Origin of the sequence: Streptomyces sp. Y1 (assembly GCF_041053115.1) — a bacterium.
Classification (GTDB): domain Bacteria; phylum Actinomycetota; class Actinomycetes; order Streptomycetales; family Streptomycetaceae; genus Kitasatospora; species Kitasatospora rubellomurina.
The window spans coordinates 1,766,791-1,786,902 of record NZ_CP163445.1 but is presented as its reverse complement, the minus strand read 5'-3'; the positions used below and the strand labels follow the sequence as shown (position 1 = coordinate 1,786,902).

The 20,112-nt window shown below is 74.2% G+C and carries 4 protein-coding genes; all 4 read left to right on the top strand.

The annotated features are described in order from the left end of the window. Window positions 1-332: 332 nt before the first annotated feature. The 4 genes from AB2U05_RS07415 (at window position 333) to AB2U05_RS07400 (ending at window position 20,110) form a co-directional block, all read left to right on the top strand. Window positions 333-1,838 carry a DHA2 family efflux MFS transporter permease subunit gene (locus AB2U05_RS07415; protein ID WP_045710280.1) on the top strand — a complete coding sequence of 502 codons (1,506 nt, stop codon included), beginning with the start codon at window positions 333-335 and terminating at the stop codon, window positions 1,836-1,838. A gap of 33 nt (window positions 1,839-1,871) precedes the next feature. Next, window positions 1,872-2,636 carry a thioesterase II family protein gene (locus AB2U05_RS07410; RefSeq protein WP_045694297.1) on the top strand — a complete coding sequence of 255 codons (765 nt, stop codon included), beginning with the start codon at window positions 1,872-1,874 and terminating at the stop codon, window positions 2,634-2,636. A 297-nt stretch (window positions 2,637-2,933) separates the two neighbouring features. Then, entirely contained in the window at window positions 2,934-9,440 is a 6,507-nt protein-coding gene (locus AB2U05_RS07405) for an SDR family NAD(P)-dependent oxidoreductase (protein WP_369182809.1), read from the top strand. Further along, a complete protein-coding gene (locus tag AB2U05_RS07400; RefSeq protein ID WP_369182808.1) occupies window positions 9,437-20,110 on the top strand; it encodes an SDR family NAD(P)-dependent oxidoreductase in 10,674 nt (3,557 codons plus the stop codon). Before AB2U05_RS07405 ends, AB2U05_RS07400 begins: the two co-directional genes overlap by 4 nt. Window positions 20,111-20,112 lie beyond the last annotated feature (2 nt).

Below are 20,112 nucleotides of genomic sequence, written 5' to 3'. Positions count from 1 at the left end.
GCGAGTAACTCCGGCTCGCCGAAAGAGCTTTGCTGGTCGGCGCGGTGCGGAGTCCCGGGGTGTGCGGATAATTGAGATGTCTTTGTCAAAGGGTCGGTCAAGAACCATCGGGGGGCGCGCGGGGCGAACCGCCCGCCGGGCGGCCGGCCGGGCCGCTCCCCACTTGACCGGGGGTGATGTGAGATCCGCCACATCCATGACAGAAAGTCGCTGCATGTGTACCCAGACGATGTCTCGTGGGATCTGGGTTGCGGCAAAAGGGGCGCAACCGGCTCGTTGGGGCGGGCATGGTGGTCCCGGAAGGTCGCAACCGTACCGTTGGGAAGGCAACCGTGACCGTTGAACGAAACCCCTGGCCGGCGCTGGGCGCGCTGATCGCCGGGTTCTCCCTGATCATCCTGGACATGAGCGTGGTCGCGGTCGCCAACCCCGCGATCACGGAATCCTTCGACACGAGCGTCTCGCAGGTCATCTGGGTGACCAGTGCCTACCTGCTCACCTATGCGGCGCCGCTGCTGTTCACCGGGCGCCTCGGCGACCGCTTCGGCGCCAAGAACGTGTACCTGATCGGCCTGGCGGTCTTCACGCTCTCCTCCCTGTGGTGCGGCGTGTCGGGCAGCATCGGCATGCTGATCGCCGCGCGCGCCGTGCAGGGTCTCGGCGCCGCGCTGATGACACCTCAGACGATGGCCGTGATCACCAAGATCTTCCCGGCGGACAAGCGCGGCGCCGCGATGGGCGTGTGGGGCGGGTCCTCCGGCATCTTCCTGCTGCTCGGCCCGGTCGTCGGCGGTCTGCTGGTCGACTCGGTCGGCTGGGAGTGGATCTTCCTGGTCAACGTGCCGATCGGCATCGTGGCCTTCGCGCTGGCCTGGAAGCTGGTGCCGACGCTGCCGACCGAGGACCACAAGTTCGACCCGGTCGGCATCCTGCTGTCCTGCGCCGGCATGTTCCTGCTCGTCTACGGCCTGCAGGAGGGCAACAACAAGGACTGGGACGCCGGCATCTGGCTGATGATCGGCGGCGGCCTGGCCGTGCTCGCGCTGTTCGTCTTCACGCAGGCGCGCACCCGGAACCAGCCGCTGCTGCTGCTCTCCCTGTTCCGTGACCGCAACTTCTCGCTCGCCAACATCGGCATCGCCTGCATGGGTGCCGCGGTGACCGCGTGGACCGTGCCCGCCTACTTCTACCTGCAGGGCGTGCGGGGGCTCACCGCGGCGGAGTCGGCGCTGGTCTTCGCGCCGCTCGCGATCATGACGGGCGTCGCCGCGCCGTTCGTCGGCAAGATGTCCGACAAGCTCCACCCGCGCATCTTCACCACCATGGGCTTCACCGTCTTCACCGTCGCGATCGCGGTGTTCGCCGTGCTGATGACGCCCGACTCGCCGCTGTGGGTGTTCTCCACCGTGGCCGGCGTGACCGGCATCGCCAACGCCATGTGCTGGGGCCCGCTCGCCGCCACCGCCACCCGCAACCTGCCCGTGCACCAGGCCGGTGCGGGCTCCGGCATCTACAACACCATGCGGCAGATGGGCTCCGTGCTCGGCAGCGCCGTGGTCGGCTCCCTCCTGGTCGACCGGATCGCGGCGCACCTGCCGGGCGCCGGCGGCCACGCGAAGAGCTTCGAGGGCAGCCCCAGCGCGGTGCCGGACTTCCTCCACGAGCCGTACGCCAAGGCCCTGAGCGAGACCAGCCTGCTGCCCAGCGCCTTCCTGGCGGTGGGGGCGCTCGCCTGCGTACTGTTCGTCAAGTTCCCGGAGAAGGCGGCGGCGCCCGAGGCGCCGGCCGTCGCGCGGGAAACGGCCGATGACGTCGTGTCAGGCGGTGCGGCAGGATGAGCACGAGACGCAATTGAGCGGGGAGAACGAGAAATGGTCGACGCAGACGCTTTCAACCTCTGGATTCGCAAGCTGAGTTCGGCGGACGAGCCGAAGGCCGCACTGGTCTGCTTTCCGCACGCCGGCGGATCGGCGAACTCCTACTTCCAGTTCGCGCGCGGTTTCGGCGAGTTCGACGTCTACGGGGTGCAGTACCCGGGGCGGCAGGACCGGCGGCGCGAGCCGTTCCGGGACAGCATCGCGGAGCTGGCCGCCGACATCGCCGAGCAGCTGGACGGCTGGACGGACCTGCCGGTCGTCCTGCTCGGCAACAGCATGGGCGCGCTGGTGGGCTTCGAGGTCGCCCAGCGGCTGGAGGCCGCGGGCCGGGCCCCGCTGTCGCTGTTCGCCTGCGGCCGGGTCGCGCCGACGCTGCGCAAGGACGAGCAGACCCACCTCAAGAGCCGGGACGACTTCCTCCGGGAGATGGTCGAGCTCGGCGGCATGGGGAGCGAGCTGCTGCAGGACGAGGAGATCATCGACATCGTGCTGCCGCCGATGCAGGCGGACTACCGGATCGCCGAGAAGTACTGCAGCTCGCCGCAGGCGCGGGTCGCGGTGCCGATCCACGTCCACATCGGTGACGTCGACCCCAAGGTGTCCGAGGAGGAGGCGGCCGGCTGGCGCCGGGCCACCACCGGGGAGTTCAGCCTGGACGTCCACCGGGGCGGCCACTTCTTCTTCACGGAGGGGAACGGGGACGGGCTGACCGCCGCCGTCCGCCGGTCGGTGGAGGACGCGCTCTCCACGAAGGCGTAGGCGCGAGGCGCAGGGGCGAGCTGAAGCGTCGAGAGGGCCCGTGCCCCCGTCCGGTCGGAGGGGGGACGCGGGCCCTTCGCGTCCGCGGATCCGGACGGCCGGGTCCGCGGCGCCGTATCGGAGGGGAGGATTCCCCTTCTCTGGGGACATGACAAACAGTCAGACTGCCCGGAGTTCGGGACGGCTACACCTGGCGTCGGAAAATCTTCGAGATTGGCTGTATCTGGACAGCCCACCGTCGGATCTACCAATCGACCACAAGGTCGACGGCATGAGTCCGAAGGTGGGGGAAACAGCATGGCCCTCGAGAAGCCCGACGTCGTCGGAGCCCTGCGCAAGTCGCTGAAGGAGACCGAGCGCCTGCGGCGGCAGAACCAACAGCTGCTCGACCGCGCGGCCGAGCCCCTGGCGATCGTCGGCATGAGCTGCCGCTTCCCCGGCGGCGTGGCCTCGCCCGAGGACCTGTGGTCGCTGGTCTCCGAGGGCCGGATGGGAATCTCCGAGTTCCCCGGCGACCGCGGCTGGGACCTGGACAACCTCTACGACCCGGACCCGGACCACCCCGGCACCGCCTACACCCGGCACGGCGGCTTCCTCCCCGGCATGGCCGACTTCGACGCCGACTTCTTCGGCATCTCGCCGCGCGAGGCCCTGGCCATGGACCCGCAGCAGCGCCTGCTCCTGGAGGGCGCCTGGGAGGCCTTCGAGGACGCGGGCATCGACCCGCTGACCCTCAAGGGCAGCGACACCGGCGTCTTCTGCGGCCTCATGTTCTCCGACTACCAGTTCGTCGCCGGCCAGAGCGACCGCCGCCCGGAGATCGAGGGCTACCTCTCCATCGCCTCCTCGCCCAGCGTCGCCTCCGGCCGGATCAGCTACACCTTCGGCTTCGAGGGCCCCGCCGTCACCGTCGACACCGTCTGCTCCTCCTCCCTCGTCGCGATCGACCTGGCCGGCAAGGCCCTGCGCAACCGCGAGTGCTCGCTCGCCGTGGTCGGCGGCGCCACCACCCTCGCCCGGCCCAGCGCCTTCGTGGAGTTCAGCCGCCAGCGCGCCCTCTCCCCGGACGGGCGCTGCAAGGCGTACGCGGCCGCCGCCGACGGCGTCGGCTGGGCCGAGGGCATGGGCCTGCTCGTGCTGGAGCGGCTGTCCGACGCGCGCCGCAACGGACGCCGGATCCTCGGCCTGGTGCGCGGCAGCGCCGTCAACCAGGACGGCGCCAGCAACGGCCTCACCGCGCCGAACGGCCCGTCGCAGGAGCGGGTGATCCGGCAGGCGCTGGCCAGCGCCGGGCTGACCACCGCCGACGTCGACGCCGTCGAGGGCCACGGGACGGGAACGCCGCTCGGCGACCCGATCGAGGCCGAGGCGCTGCTCGCCACCTACGGCCAGAACCGCGAGAACGGGCCGCTGTGGCTCGGCTCGATCAAGTCGAACTTCGGCCACACCCAGGCCGCCGCCGGGGTCGCGGGCGTGATCAAGATGGTGATGGCGCTGCGCAACGAGACGCTGCCGCCCACCCTGCACGTGGACGCGCCGTCCCCGCACGTCGACTGGGCGTCGGGCGAGGTCGCCCTGCTGACCGAGGCCCGGGACTGGCCCGTCGTCGAGGGGCGGCCGCGCCGCGCCGGGGTGTCCTCGTTCGGGGTCAGCGGCACCAATGCGCACGTGATCCTGGAAGAGGCCCCGGCCGTGGAGCCGGCCGAGGCCTCTGTCGACGGCGGCGCCGACTGCGGTGCGGTGCCGGCGGGCGGCGTGCGGACGCCGGTGCTCGTCCCGCTCTCGGCGCGCAGCGAGGCCGCGCTGCGCGAGCAGGCCGACCGGCTGCGGGCCCACATGATCGCCCGCCCCGAGCTCGACCACCTCGACATCGGCTTCACCCGCGCCACCATGCGCGCCCAACTCGACCACCGTGCGGTCGTCGTGGCCGCCGACCGGGGCGCCCTGCTCACCGGGCTCAGCGACCTCAGCTCGGCGGAGCCGGCCGCGAACGTGCTGGAGGGCCAGGTCGGCGGCCCGGCCGTCAAGCCGGTGTTCGTGTTCCCGGGCCAGGGGGCGCAGTGGGTCGGCATGGCCGTCGAACTGCTGGACACGGCGCCGGTGTTCGCGGCGGAGATCGCCGCGTGCGGCGAGGCGTTGGCCGAGTTCGTGGACTGGAACTTGGAGGACGTGCTGCGCGGCAAGGAGGGTGCGCCGTCGTTCGAGCGGGTGGACGTGGTCCAGCCGGCGCTGTTCGCGGTGATGGTGTCGCTGGCGGCGCTGTGGCGCTCGTACGGGGTCGAGCCCGCGGCGGTCGTCGGGCACTCGCAGGGCGAGATCGCGGCGGCGTACGTCGCGGGCGGCCTGTCGCTGCGCGATGCGGCCCGGATCGTGGCGGTGCGCAGCCAGTTGGTGCGCGACAAGCTCGCGGGCCTGGGCGGCATGATGTCGGTGGCCCTGCCCGTCGACCGCGTCGAGGAGCTGTTGGCGCCGTACGCGGGCCGGCTCTCGGTGGCCGCCGTGAACGGCCCGGCCGCCGTCGTCGTGGCGGGTGAAGTCGCCGCGCTGGACGAGGTGTTCGAGGCCTGCGAGCGCGACGGCGTCCGGGCCCGCAAGGTCAAGGTGGACTACGCCTCGCACTCGGCGCAGGTCGAGATCATCGAGGCCGAGCTGCTCGCCGCTCTCGCGCCGATCGAGCCGACCAGCGGCCGGATCCCGTTCTACTCCACCGTCGTCGGCGAGTTCATCGACACGGCGGGCGTGGACGCCGCCTACTGGTACGCCAACCTGCGCGGCCAGGTCGGCTTCGAGCCGGCCATCCGGGCGCTGATCGACAAGGGCATGGGCTGCTTCCTGGAGGCCTCCCCGCACCCCGTCCTCACCATGGCGGTGGGGGACACCGTCGAGGCGGCGGAGGCGACCGGCCGGGTCTCGGTGGTCGGCTCGCTGCGCCGGGACGAGGGCGGCCCGGAGCGGTTCTCCCTGTCGCTGGCCGAGGCCCACGCCGCCGGGGTGAAGGTCGACTGGGAGGCCGTGTTCGCCGGCACCGGCGCGCAGCGCGTCGACCTGCCGACGTACGCCTTCCAGCGGGAGCGGTTCTGGCTCACCCCGTCCGCGCAGGGCGGCGACGTCGTCGCGGCCGGGCTGGACCGGATCGGGCACCCGGTGCTGGCGGCGGCCGTGCAGGTCGGCGACCGCGACGAGTGGGTGTTCACCGGCCGGTTCTCCACCGAGGCGCAGCCGTGGGTGCGCGACCACGTCGTCCTCGGCGCGGTGATCGTCCCCGGCGCCGCGCTGGTCGAACTCGTCCTTGCCGCCGCCCGGCACCTGGGCTGCGAACTCCTCGACGAGCTGGTCTTCGAGGCGCCGCTGATCCTCGACGAGGGTGTCGCCCGGCACGTCAAGGTCACCGTCGGCGCGCCGGGGGCGGACGGGCGCCGCGAGCTGTCCGTCCACTCCCTCGCCGAGGCGGGCACCGGCCCGGACGGCGCCCGCGACACCGTCCGGCACGCCCGCGGCCGGCTCGCCGCCGAGGCCGGGCCCGTGGCGCCGTTCCCCGCCGTGTGGCCGCCGGTCGCCGCCGTCGAGTCCTCCGCCGACGCCCTGTACGAGCGGCTGGCCGACCTCGGGCTCGACTACGGCCGCCTGTTCCAGGGTGTGCAGACGGTGTGGCGCAGCGGCTCCGAGGTGTACGCCGAGGTGGCGCTGCCCGAGGACACGGCCGTCGACGGCTTCGCTGTTCACCCGGCGCTGTTCGACGCCGCGCTGCACGCCAGCATGCTCGACAAGGACGCCGGATCCGCCCCCGACCTGCCGTTCTCCTGGTCCGGCGTGCGGCTCGGCCGCCCGGCCCCCGCCCGGGCCCGGGTGCGGATCACCGGCGCCGGCGAGTCCGCGTTCCGGGTCGAGGTCGCGGACGGGGACGGCGAGCTGGTCGTCGCCGTCGACAGCCTCGCCGTGCGTCCCGTCGACCCGGCGCAGCTGCGCGCCCGGGGCGAGCAGAACGAGCTGTTCCAGCTGGAGTGGACGCCGGTCACCGGCACCCCGTCGCAGGCCCGGATCGCCGTCCTCGGCGAGCTCGACGCGCCGGGCGAGCGCTTCGCCGACCTGGCCGCGCTGGAGAAGGCGCTGGAAGCCGGCGCGGCCGGACCGGACCTGGTGCTCGCCGCGATCGACGGCGCCGCCGGGGAGGACCCCGCCCGGGCCGCCGGCGCGGTCGCCGAGCGCACCCTCGCGCTCGCCCAACTCTGGCTCGCCAGCGAATGGCTGGGTGAGGCCACGCTGGTCGCGGTGACCCGGAACGCGGTCGCCGTCGGCGCCGAGTCGGTGGACCTCGCGCAGGCGCCGGCCTGGGGCCTGCTGCGCAGCGCGCAGGCCGAGCACCCCGGCCGGTTCGTCCTCGTCGACACCGACGGCGCGGCCGAGCCGGACTGGACCGCCCTCGCGGACCTCGACGAGCCGCAGCTCGCCGTGCGCGCCGGCGCGCTGCTCGCCCCGCGGCTCGGCCGCGCCGCCGCCGGCCCGTCCGGACCGGCGTGGCGGCTGGGCAGCACCGAGAAGGGCTCGCTGGAGAACCTGACGATCCTGCCCTCGGACGGCGCCCGCGCGCTCGGCGTCGGCGAGGTGCGGATCGGGGTGCGGGCCGCGGGCGTCAACTTCCGTGACGTGTTGATCGCCCTCGGGATGTACCCGGGTGAGGCGCCGCTGGGCAGCGAGGCGGCCGGCGTGGTGCTCGAAGTCGGCGCCGACGTCACCGACTTGAAGCCCGGCGACCGCGTCTTCGGCCTGGTGACGGACGCCTTCGGCCCCGTCGCCGTCGCCGACCGGCGGACCGTCGCGCCGATGCCGGCCGGTCTGACCTTCGCCGAGGCGGCCGCGATTCCGGTGGTCTACCTGACCGCCTACTACGGCCTGGTCGACCTGGCCGGCCTGCGGGTGGGCGAGAAGCTGCTGGTGCACGCGGCGGCCGGCGGTGTCGGCATGGCCGCGATCCAGCTGGCGCACCACTTCGGCGCGGAGGTGTTCGCCACCGCCAGTCCCGCCAAGTGGGACGCCGTGCGGGCGCTGGACGTGCCCACCGAGCGGATCGCCAACTCGCGCGACCTGGGCTTCCGCGACGTGTTCCGGGAGGTGACCGGCGGCGCGGGCGTGGACGTGGTGCTGAACTCGCTGGCCGGCGAGTTCGTCGACGCCTCGCTGGAGCTGCTGCCGCGCGGCGGCCGGTTCCTGGAGATGGGCAAGACCGACCTGCGCGACCCGGAGGCCGTCGCCCGGCAGCACGCCGGGGTGCGCTACCGCTCGTACGACCTGGTGACCGCCGCAGGGCCGGAGCGAATCCAGGAGATGCTGGTCGAGCTCGCCGGGCTGTTCGAGCGCAAGGTGCTCGTCCCCTCGCCGATCCGCTCCTGGGACGTGCGCCGGGGCCAGGAGGCCTTCCGCTACCTGCGCGAGGGCCGCAACACCGGCAAGGTCGTGCTGACCGTGCCGGCGCCGCTCGACCCCGAGGGCACCGTGCTCGTCACCGGCGGCACCGGCGGCCTCGGCGCCCTGTTCGCCAAGCACCTCGTCACCCGGTACGGCGTGCGGCACCTGCTGCTGGTCAGCCGCCGCGGCCCGGCCGCCGCCGGGGCCGCCGAACTCGTCGCCGAGCTGGCGGCGCTCGGCGCCGAGGCCCGGGTGGCCGCCTGCGACGTCACCGACCGGGGGCAACTCGCCCTCCTTCTCGCCGAGTTGGAGCGGCCGCCGACGGCCGTCGTGCACACCGCCGGCGTGCTGGCGGACGGCGTCATCGAGTCGCTGTCGCCCGAGCAGATCGCGCAGGTCATGCGGCCCAAGCTCGACGCCGCCTGGCACCTGCACGAACTGACGGCACGTCAGGACCTGTCCGCGTTCGTGCTGTTCTCCTCCGCCGCCGGCCTGCTCGGCAACGCCGGCCAGGCCAACTACGCCGCCGCCAACGCCGCCGTCGACGCGCTCGCTGCGCACCGCCGAGCGGCCGGTCTGCCGGCCCTCTCGCTGGCCTGGGGCCTGTGGGCCGACGCCACCGGCATGACCGGCGAACTCGACGAGGCCGACCTCGCCCGCATGGAGCGCACCGGCATCGGCGCGATCTCCAACCAGCTCGGCCTGGACCTCTTCGACCAGGCCCTCGGCTCCGAGGCCGCGCTGCTCGCCCCCGTCCGGCTCGACCCGACCGCCCTGCGCACCCAGGCCCGGGCCGGCCTGTTGCCCGCCCTGCTGCGCGGCCTCGTGCGGGCCCCCGCCCGCCGCGCCGACAACGCGCGCTCCCTGGAGCGCCGCCTCGCCGGCGTGCCGGAGGGCGACCGGGAGCAGGTCGTGCTGGACCTGGTGCGCGCCCAGGTCGCCTCCGTGCTCGGCCACGCCTCGGCCGCCGCCATCGAACCCGAACGGGCCTTCAAGGACCTCGGTTTCGACTCGCTGGCCGCGGTCGAGCTGCGCAACCGGCTCAGCCAGGTGGCCGGGCTCCGGCTCCCGGCGACGCTGGTCTTCGACCACCCGACGCCGCTGGAGGCGGCGCGGCTGATCCTCTCCCTGGTCGGCGGGACGGGCGGCGCCGAGCAGCCCTCGCCGCTGGACCAGGAGCTGCAGCGGCTCGAAGCGCTGCTGATCGCGGTTTCCGGCCACGAGAAGCAGCTGGCCGGCGCCGAGCCGCGGCTGCGCTCGCTCAGCAACCGGCTCCGCGCCCTGCTCAGTGCCACCGGCACCGAGGACGCCGACGCCGACGACACCTTCGAAGAAGACCTCGACTTCGTCTCGGACAGCGACATGTTCGACCTGATCGACAAGGAGCTCGGATCCGCATGACCGGGAAGAACGACGACCGTCGGAGCGGGACGATGAACGGGCAGACGAGCGGACGGACGAGCGGGCAGCCGAGCGGTTCGCAGACCGACGAACAGAAACTCCGTACCTACCTCAAGCGCGTCACCAATGAGCTGCGCACGGCCAATCGCCGGGTGCGCGACCTGGAGGACCGGGCTGTCGAGCCGATCGCGATCGTCGGCATGAGCTGCCGGTTCGCGGGCGGGGTGAGCTCGCCCGAGGAGCTGTGGCGGCTGGTGGCCGAGGGCCGGGACGGGATGGGTCCGTTCCCGACCGACCGCGGCTGGGACCTGGAGAAGCTGTACGACGAGGACCCGGAGCGTCCGGGCAGCGCGTACGCCGTCGAGGGCGGTTTCGTCGACTCGGCGACGACGTTCGACGCGGACTTCTTCGGGATCTCGCCGCGTGAGGCGCTGGCGATGGACCCGACCCAGCGCCTCACGCTGGAGTCGGCGTGGGAGGCGCTGGAGGACGCGGGCATCGACCCGACCTCGCTCAAGGGCAGCGACACCGGCATCTACGCGGGAACCGTGTCCTCGGACTACGGGCCGTCCACGCTGCCGGAGTTGGAGGGCTTCCGGGTCACCGGCACGCAGAGCAGCGTGATGTCGGGTCGTGTCGCCTACGCGCTGGGTCTGGAGGGCCCGGCGGTGTCGGTGGACACCGCCTGCTCGTCCTCGCTGGTGGCGATGCACCTGGCGGCGAACGCGCTGCGCTCGGGTGAGTGCTCGCTGGCGCTCGCGGGTGGTGTGACGGTGCTGGCCGGGCCGTTCCTGTTCGTCGAGTTCAGCCGCCAGCGCGGGCTGGCGCCGGACGGGCGCTGCAAGGCGTACTCCTCCGACGCGGACGGTACCGGTTTCTCGGACGGCGTCGGTCTGGTGGTGCTGGAGCGGCTGTCGGACGCCAAGCGCAACGGGCGTCGCATCCTCGGGTTGATCCGGGGCAGTGCGGTCAACCAGGACGGTGCGAGCAACGGCCTCACGGCGCCGAGCGGTCCCTCGCAGGAGCGGGTGATCCGGCAGGCGCTGGCCAGTGCCGGGCTGTCGGCGGCGGAGGTCGACGCGGTCGAGGGCCACGGGACGGGGACCAAGCTGGGTGACCCGATCGAGGCGCACGCGCTGCTGGCGACGTACGGGCGCGAGCGGGTCGGCGACGAGCCGCTGTGGCTGGGCTCGATCAAGTCGAACATCGGTCACACCTCGGCCGCGGCCGGTGTCGCGGGCGTGATCAAGATGGTCATGGCGATGCGCAACGGCGTGCTGCCGCGCACCCTGCACGTGGACGAGCCGTCCCCGCACGTGGACTGGGAGTCGGGTCGGGTCGAGCTGCTGACCGAGGCCCGGGACTGGCCGGCGGGCGAGCGGCCGCGCCGGGCGGGCGTGTCCTCCTTCGGCGTGAGCGGGACGAACGCGCACCTGATCGTCGAGGAGGCGCCGGCGGAGGAGCCGGCCGAGACCCCCGTGGCCGAGGTCGTCCGGCCCGCCGGCGCGGTGCCGGTGGTGCTGTCGGCGCGCACGGATGCGGCGCTGCGGGCGCAGGCCGAGCGGCTGCGGGCGCACCTGCTGGCGAAGCCCGAACTCTCGGTCGCGGACGTGGCGTTCTCGGCGACGACCAGCCGGGCGCTGCTGGAGCGGCGTGCGGTCGTGGTGGCCTCGGGGCGTGAGGAACTGCTGGAGCGGCTGTCGGCCGTCACGGCGGGGACGGGTGCGGTCGGCGGTAAGTCGGCGTTCCTGTTCACCGGGCAGGGCTCGCAGCGGGCCGGCATGGGCCTGGAACTGGCCGGGGCGTTCCCGGTGTTCGAGCGGGCGCTGAGCGAGGTCTGCGCCGAGCTCGATGCCCGACTGGGCCGCTCGGTGCGGGAGTTGATCGCGGCCGGTGGCGAGGAGCTGAACGCGACCGAGTTCACCCAGGCCGCGCTGTTCGCGGTTGAGGTGGCCCTGTTCCGGCTGGCGGAGTCGCTCGGCCTGCGTGCCGACTACCTGGTCGGGCACTCGGTGGGCGAGATCGCCGCCGCGCATGTCGCGGGCGTGCTGTCGCTCGCGGATGCCGCCGAACTCGTGGTGGCGCGTGGCCGGTTGATGGGCGCGCTGCCCGCCGGTGGTGCGATGGTCGCCGTCCAGGCCACCGAGGCCGAGGTGGCCGAGTCGCTGGCCGGTTTCGAGGGCCGGCTGGAGATCGCGGCGATCAACGCGCCCACCGCGATCGTCGTCTCGGGAGATGCGGACGCCGCCGAGGAGTGGCTGCCCAGGGTCGAGGGCCGCAAGACCACCCGCCTGCGGGTCTCGCACGCGTTCCACTCGCCTCGCATGGAGCCGATGCTGGACGAATTCCGCGCGGTCGCCGCCAGGTTGACCTATGCGAAGCCGCGGATCCCGGTGGTCTCCAACGTCACCGGCGCCCTGGTCGAGGCCTTCGACGCCGAGTACTGGGTCCGCCACGTGCGCCAGGCGGTGCGCTTCGCCGATGGCGTGACCACCCTGTGGGGCCTGGGAGTTCGCCGCTTCCTGGAGCTCGGCCCCGACGCCGTGCTCACCGCCATGGCCCGCCAGTGCGTGCCGGACGACGCCGACGCCGCGTTCACCGCCGCCCTGCGCGCCAAGCAGGACGACCGCGAGACCTTCGCCGCCTTCGTGGGCCAGGCCCACACCGCCGGCACCGCCGTCGACTGGACCGCCTTCTACGCGGGCACCGGCGCCCAGGTCGTCGACCTGCCCACCTACGCCTTCCAGCGCGAACGCTTCTGGCTGACCCCGGGTGCGGGCGCCGGGGACGTCACGGCCGCCGGGCTCGTGGGCATCGAGCACCCGCTGCTGGCCGCCGCCGTGCAGGTCGGCGACCGGGACGAGTGGGTGTTCACCGGCCGGGTTTCCACCGAGGCCCAGCCCTGGGTCGCCGAGCACCTGCTGCTCGGAACCATGGTCGTGCCCGGCGTGGCGCTGGTGGAGCTGGCCATCGCCGCCGGCCGCCAGGTCGGCGTGCCGGTGGTGGACGAGCTGGTGCTGGAGTCGCCGCTGCTCGTCCAGGAGGGTGTCACCCGTCAGCTGCAGGTCGCGGTCGGTGCGGCCGGTCCGGACGGCCGCCGTGACGTCACGGTCTACTCGCGGCCGGAGGGTGGCGACGGGGAGGCCGAGGCCACCTGCCACGCCCGGGGCGTGCTGGGTGCCGACGCGGCGCCCGTCGCGGACTGGCCCGCGCAGTGGCCGCCGCAGGACGCCGAGCCGCTGCCCGTCGAGGACCTGTACACCCGCCTCGCCGACATCGGCTACGACTACGGCCCGCTCTTCCACGGCGTCGAGGCCGTCTGGCGCGACGGCGACGAGACCTACGCCGAGGTCACCCTGCCCGAAGGCCACGAAGGCTTCGGCATCCACCCCGCCCTCTTCGACTCCGCCCTCCAGAGCGGCGTCATCCTGCTCACCGAAAACAGTTCCGGCACCCACCTCATGCCGTTCAGCTGGAACGGCGTGCAGCTCGACCGCACCGGCGCCACCCGCCTGCGAGTCCGCTCCACCATGACCGGCGGCACCTCGCTGCGCCTGGACGCCGTCGACCCGGACGGCACCCCCGTCGTCTCCGCACGCTCCCTCATCGTCCGCCCGGTCCAGCAGGCGGCCATCGACGGCACCCAGCGCGGGGACGCGCGGCAGTCGCTGTACGCGGTGGAGTGGACGCCGATCGAGGTCGGCGGCGCGGCCGCCGGGGCTGCGACCGTTGGGGCTGCGGCCGTCATCCGGATCGGCGCGGGCCGGGCCCACCCGGACCTGGCCGCGCTGGAGCAGGCACTCGCCGAGGGCGCCGAGGCGCCGCAGGCCGTCGTCGCCACGCTCTCCGTTCCCGGCGGCCCCGCCCCCGTTGCTGCCCGCGCGGCCGTCGCGGAGGCGCTGGAGCTGGTGCAGGGCCGACTGGCGAGCGAGCGGCTGGGCGAGGCCCGGCTGGTCGTGCTGACGCGCGCCGCGGTGTCGGTGGCCGGCGAGGCGGCGGACGTCGCCCAGGCGGCGGTGTGGGGTCTGCTGCGCAGCGCGCAGTCCGAGCACCCGGGTCGGTTCGTGCTGGTCGACGCGGACGGCTCCGATGCCGAAGTCCCCGACTGGGGCGCGGTGTTGGCTGCCGACGAGCCGCAGCTGGCGCTGCGCGGCGGCAAGCTGTTCGCGCCGCGGCTGGCGAAGGCGCCGGCCGGTGGGCCGGCGGTCCGGTTCGACCCGGACGGGACCGTCCTGGTCACCGGCGGTACGGGCGGCCTGGGCGCGGTCGTCGCCCGGCACCTGGTGGCGGCGCACGGCGTGCGCGACCTGCTGCTGCTCAGCCGCAGCGGCGCGGCGGCCGAGGGGGCCGCCGCGCTGGTGACGGAGCTGGCGGAGCTGGGCGCCGTCGCGGAGGTCGTCGCGTGCGACGTCGCGGACCGTGAGCAACTGGCGGCTTTGCTAGGCGGGTTGGCGAAGCCGCTGACGGCTGTGGTGCACGCGGCCGGCGTCGTCGACGACGGCGTGGTCGAGGCGTTGACGGCCGAGCAGGTCGAGCGCGTTCTGCGGCCGAAGCTCGAAGCCGCCTGGCACCTGCACGAGTTGACGGCGGGCTCCGACCTCAAGGCCTTCGTGCTGTTCTCCTCGGTGGCCGCCCTGATCGGCAGCCCCGGCCAGGGCAACTACGCGGCCGCGAACGCGGCGCTGGACGCGCTCGCCGCGTCCCGCCGGGCCGCCGGCCTGCCCGCGACCTCGCTCGCCTGGGGCCTGTGGGGCGAAGTCGGCGGCATGGGCGCCCAGTTGGACGCGGCCGACCTGGCCCGCCTGGAGCGCACCGGCGTCGGCGCGCTGTCCCAGGAGCGCGGGCTCGACCTGTTCGACCTGGCGCTCGGCTCCGAGGCCGCCCTGCTGGCGCCCGTCCGGCTGGACCCGGCCGCTCTGCGGTCCCAGGCCCGAGCGGGCCTGCTGCCCGCGCTGCTGCGCGGCCTGGCGCCCGTCCCGGCCCGCCGTGTCGCGAGCGGCGGTTCGCTGGCCCAGCGCCTCGCCGGTGTCGAGCGGTCCGAGCGCGAGCGGATCGTGCTGGACGCGGTGCGGGAGCAGGTCGCGGCCGTCCTCGGCCACGCCTCGGCGGCCGCCGTCGACACCGAACGTGCCTTCAAGGACCTCGGGTTCGACTCGTTGAGCGCCGTCGAGCTGCGCAACCGGCTCACCCAGGCCACCGGCGTCCGGCTGCCCGCCACGCTGATTTTCGACCACCCCACCCCGGCGGCCGTCGCCCGGCTGATCCTCGGCGAGGTCGGCGGGCTGGCGGAGGCGCCGAAGCGCGCCGCCCGGCCCAGGCGGGCGGCGGCCGACGAGCCGCTGGCGATCGTCGGCATGAGCTGCCGCTACCCGGGAGGGGTGACCTCGCCCGAGGAGCTGTGGCAGCTGGTCGCCGCCGGCCGCGACGCGGTCGCCGGGCTGCCCACCGACCGCGGCTGGGACCGCGACATCTACGACCCCGACCCGGACCGGCCGGGGAAGATCACCATGCGTGGCGGCGCCTTCCTGGAGCGGATCGGCGAGTTCGACGCCGAGTTCTTCGGCATCTCGCCGCGTGAGGCGCTGGCCATGGACCCGCAGCAGCGCCTGCTGCTGGAGGCCTCCTGGGAGGCCATCGAGCAGGCGGGCATCGACCCGACCTCGCTGCGCGGCAGCGACACCGGCGTGTTCGCCGGCGTCGTGACCACCGACTACGGCGGCATGTCCTCCGGCGAGCTGGAGGGCTACCGCCTCACCGGGACCACGACCAGCGTGGTGTCCGGCCGGATCGCCTACACGCTCGGCCTGGAGGGCCCGGCGGTGTCCGTCGACACCGCCTGCTCCTCCTCGGCGGTTGCCCTGCACATGGCCGGTCAGGCGCTGCGGGGCGGCGAGTGCTCACTGGCGCTGGTCGGCGGTGTCACGCTGCTCGCCGGCCCCTACCTGCTCACCGAGTTCAGCCGCCAGCGGGCGGTGTCGCCGGACGGGCGCTGCCGGGCGTACGCGTCGGCGGCGGACGGCACCGGCTTCTCCGAGGGCGTCGGCCTGCTGGTGCTGGAGCGGCTGTCGGACGCCCGCCGCAACGGGCGGAAGATCCTGGGCCTGATCCGGGGCACGGCCGTCAACCAGGACGGCGCGAGCAACGGCCTCACCGCGCCGAACGGCCCGTCGCAGGAGCGGGTGATCCGGGCGGCGCTGGCCAGCGCCGGGCTCTCGGCCGCCGACGTGGACGCGGTCGAGGGCCACGGGACGGGCACCAAGCTGGGTGACCCGATCGAGGCGCACGCGCTGCTGGCGACGTACGGCCGGGAGCGGGCCGGGGACGAGCCGTTGTGGCTGGGCTCGATCAAGTCGAACATCGGCCACACCTCGGCCGCGGCCGGTGTCGCGGGCGTCATCAAGATGGTGATGGCGATGCGCAACGGGGTGCTGCCGCAGACCCTGCACGTCGACGCGCCGTCCCCGCACATCGACTGGGAGGCGGGCGAGGTCGAGCTGCTGACCGAGGCCCGCGCGTGGTCGGCTGTCGAGGGGCGTCCGCGTCGGGCGGGCGTGTCCTCGTTCGGCGTCAGCGGGACGAACGCGCACATCATCGTCGAGGAGGCGCCGGCCGAGGTGCCGGGCGCGCTCCCGGCGCCGGTGACGACCCCGGTGCCGGTGGTGCTCTCGGCCCGCACCGACGTGGCGCTGCGGGCGCAGGCCGAGCGGCTGCGGTCGCACCTGCTGGCGGGGCCCGAGCTGCTGGTCGCCGATGTCGCGCTCTCCTCGGTCACGTCGCGGGCGCTGCTGGAGCGGCGCGCGGTCGTGGTCGCTGCGAGGCGGGACGAGCTGATCGAGCGGCTGGCCGCGGTATCGGTGGGGACGGGTGCGGTCGGTGGGAAGTCGGCGTTCCTGTTCACCGGGCAGGGCTCGCAGCGGGCCGGCATGGGCCTGGAACTCGCCGGCGCCTTCCCGGAGTTCGAGCGGGCGCTGACCGAGGTCTGCGCCGAGCTGGACCCGAGGCTCGGCCGCTCGCTGCGGGAACTGCTGGCGGCGGACGGTACGGAGCTGGACGCCACCGAGTTCACGCAGGCGGCGCTGTTCGCGGTCGAGGTGGCGCTGTTCCGGCTGGCGGAGTCGCTGGGGCTGCGGGCGGACTACCTGGTCGGTCACTCGGTGGGCGAGATCGCCGCCGCGCATGTCGCGGGCGTGCTGTCGCTGGCGGATGCGGCCGAACTCGTGGTGGCGCGTGGCCGGTTGATGGGCGCGCTGCCCGCGGGTGGTGCGATGGTGGCGGTGCGTGCCGGTGAGGCCGAGGTGGCCGAGTCGCTGGTCGGCTTCGAGGGCCGGCTGGAGATCGCCGCGATCAACGCGCCCACCGCGATCGTGGTTTCGGGTGACGCGGACGCGGTCGAGGAGTGGCTGCCGAGGGTCGAGGGCCGCAAGACGACGCGGCTGCGGGTCTCGCACGCGTTCCACTCGCCGCGCATGAAGCCGATGCTGGACGAATTCCGTTCGGTGGCGGCCGGGTTGACGTACGCCGAGCCGCGAATCCCGGTGGTCTCCAACGTCACCGGCGCCCTGGTGGAGGCGTTCGACGCCGAGTACTGGGTCCGGCACGTGCGCCAGGCGGTGCGCTTCGCCGATGGCGTGACCACCCTGTGGGGCCTGGGAGTTCGCCGCTTCCTGGAGCTCGGCCCCGACGCGGTGCTCACCGCGATGGCCCGCCAGTGCGTCGAGGAGGACGCCGAGGCGGTGTTCGTCCCGGCGCTGCGCGCCAAGCAGGGCGAGCGCGAGACCTTCGCCGCCTTCGTGGGCCAGGCCCACACCGCCGGTGCGAAGGTCGACTGGGCGGCCGTGTTCGCCGGCACCGGCGCGCAGCGCGTCGACCTGCCGACGTACGCCTTCCAGCGCGAGAACTACTGGCTCTCGCCGAAGGCCGCCACCGGCGACGTCGCGACGGCCGGGCTGGACCGGATGCGGCACCCGATCCTGGCGGCGGCCGTGCAGGTCGGCGACCGCGACGAGTGGGTGTTCACCGGCCGGATGTCGCAGGAGAGCCAGCCGTGGACCCGCGACCACCAGGTGTTCGGGATCGTCCTGGTGCCCGGGACGGCGATGGTCGAGATGGCGCTGACCATCGGCCGCCGCCTGGGCTGCGAGGTCGTGGACGAGATGGTCATCGCCGCGCCGCTGGTGCTGGAGGACGACCTCACCCGGCAGATCCGGATCACCGTCGGCCCGGCCGGCGAGGACGGCCGGCGCGAGTTCGCGCTGTTCTCCCGGGTCGAGGTGGGCGAGGACGAGGCCACCGAGCTGACCTGCCACGCCCGCGGCTGGATCTCCGCGAACGCGGAGCCGCTGCCGCAGCTGCCCGTCCCGTGGCCGCCGGCCGACGCCGAGCCGCTGGCGGTGTCCGAGCTGTACTCGATGCTCAACAAGAACGCCCACCTGACCGACGCGGGCTTCGACTACGGCCCGGCCTTCCGCGCCGTGCGGACCGCCTGGCGCCGGGACGGCGAGGTCTTCGCCGAGCTGGCGCTGCCCGAGGAGGCCGGTTCGCCGGACGGTTTCGCCATCCACCCGGCGATGTTCGACTCCTCGCTGCACGGCGGGCTCGGCATGCTCGACATGGGCGAGGGCAACCCGAGCGGCCTGCCGTTCTCCTGGTCCGGCGTGCAGCTGGAGCGCTTCGGCCTCACCCGGATCCGGGTGCGGATCTCGCTGCCGGACCCGACCTCGCTGCAGCTCGACATCGCGAGCGAGGACGGCATGCCGCTGGCCTGCCTGCGGCGCCTGGACGTCCGCCCGGTGGAGCAGGCGCACCTGGAGGCGGCCCGGCGGGACGGCGAGCGCCACCTGTACGGGCTGGACTGGGTGCCGGTGCCGGCGGGCTCCGGGGCGTCGGACCTGCGGGTCGCGGCGGTCGGCGCGGGTGAGGCCCACCCGGACCTGGCCGCGCTGGGCCGGGCACTGGCCGAGGGCGGCGAGGTGCCGCAGCTGGTGGTGGCCGTGGTGGACGCCCAGGGGGTCGGCTCGGCCGACGCGGCCGGCGAGGCCGTGACCCGGGCGCTGGCGATGGTGCGCTCCTGGCTGGCGGACGACTGGTCGGGCGAGGCCCGGCTGGCGCTGGTCACCCGGGGCGCGGTGTCGGTGGCCGGTGGGGCGGCGGACGTCGCCCAGGCGGCGGTGTGGGGTCTGCTGCGCAGTGCGCAGTCGGAGCACCCGGGCCGGTTCCTGCTGGTGGACGCGGACGGCTCCGATGCCGAGGCGGCCGACTGGGGCGCGGTGTTGGCGGCGGACGAGCCGCAGCTGGCGCTGCGTGGCGGCAAGCTGTTCGCGCCGCGGCTGGTGAAGGCTGCGGCCGGTGAGTCGGCGGCGGTGGAGTTCGATGCCGAGGGCACGGTGCTGGTCACCGGTGGTACGGGTGGTCTGGGTGCGGTGTTCGCGCGGCACCTGGCGAGCGCCTATGGTGTGCGGCACCTGGTGTTGGTGAGCCGGCGTGGTCCGGCGGCCGAGGGTGCGGCCGAACTGGTGGCGGAGCTGGCGGAGTTGGGCGCGTCGGCGCGGGTCGTCGCGTGCGACGTCGCGGACCGCGAGCAACTGGCGGCTGTGCTGGGCGGGTTGGAGCGTCCGCTGACGGGCGTGGTGCACGCGGCCGGTGTGCTGGACGACGGTGTGATCGGGTCGCTGTCGGCCGAACAGGTCGAGCGCGTCCTGCGGCCGAAGGTCGAAGCGGCTTGGCACCTTCACGAGTTGACGGCCAGCTCCGACCTGAAGGCGTTCGTGCTGTTCTCCTCGGTGGCCGCGCTGATCGGCAGCCCGGGGCAGGGCAACTACGCGGCGGCGAACGCGGCCCTGGACGCGCTGGCCGCGTCCCGCCGGGCCGCCGGCCTGCCCGCGACCTCGCTGGCCTGGGGCCTGTGGTCCGAAGCCGCTGGTATGGCGGCCCAGTTGGGCGGGGCGGAGCTGGCCCGGCTGGAGCGGATGGGCGCGAAGCCGTTGACGGCCGAGCTCGGCCTGAGCCTGTTCGACCGCGCCCTGGCCTCGGACGCGGCCCTGCTGGCGCCCGTCCAGCTGGACAGCGGGATCCTGCGGGCCCAGGCCCGGGACGGCGTGATCCCGGCCGTGCTGCGCGGGCTGGCGCCCGCCCCCGCCCGGCGGGTGGACACCTCGACGGTGTCGCTGCGCGACCGGCTGGCGGGCGTCGCGGTCGCGGACCGGCCGGCCGTCGTCCTCGACCTGGTGTGCACCCACGTGGCGGCCGTCCTCGGCCACACCTCGGCCGCGGCCATCGAACCCGAGCGGGCCTTCCAGGAGATGGGCTTCGACTCGCTCGGCGCCGTCGACCTGCGCAACCGGCTCACTCAGTCCACGGGCCTGCGGCTGCCCGCGACGCTGGTGTTCGACTACCCGACGCCCGCGGAGATCGCGCGACTCCTGCTCGCCGAGTTCGGCGGCGGCGACGAGCCGGCCGAGGCGCCCATCGACAAGGAACTGACGAAGCTGGAAGACATGCTCACCGCGATCGCCGACACCGATCGGCGCCACGTGGCCGAGCGACTGCGCCGCCTGCTGTCCGTCGTCGCCGACGACGACGGGCAGGCGGAGAGCACGGCCGAGCGGATCGAAGCGGCCAGCAATCTGGATGAGGTCTTCCAAATGATCGACGCCGAGTTCGGCGAAGCGTGACA

What these genes read in the sequence shown, in the direction of transcription:
- AB2U05_RS07400 (WP_369182808.1), top strand. Translation starts at nt 9,437, where the DNA reads ATGACCGGGAAGAACGACGACCGTCGGAGCGGGACGATGAACGGGCAG.
- AB2U05_RS07405 (WP_369182809.1), top strand. Translation starts at nt 2,934, where the DNA reads ATGGCCCTCGAGAAGCCCGACGTCGTCGGAGCCCTGCGCAAGTCGCTG.
- AB2U05_RS07410 (WP_045694297.1), top strand. Translation starts at nt 1,872, where the DNA reads ATGGTCGACGCAGACGCTTTCAACCTCTGGATTCGCAAGCTGAGTTCG.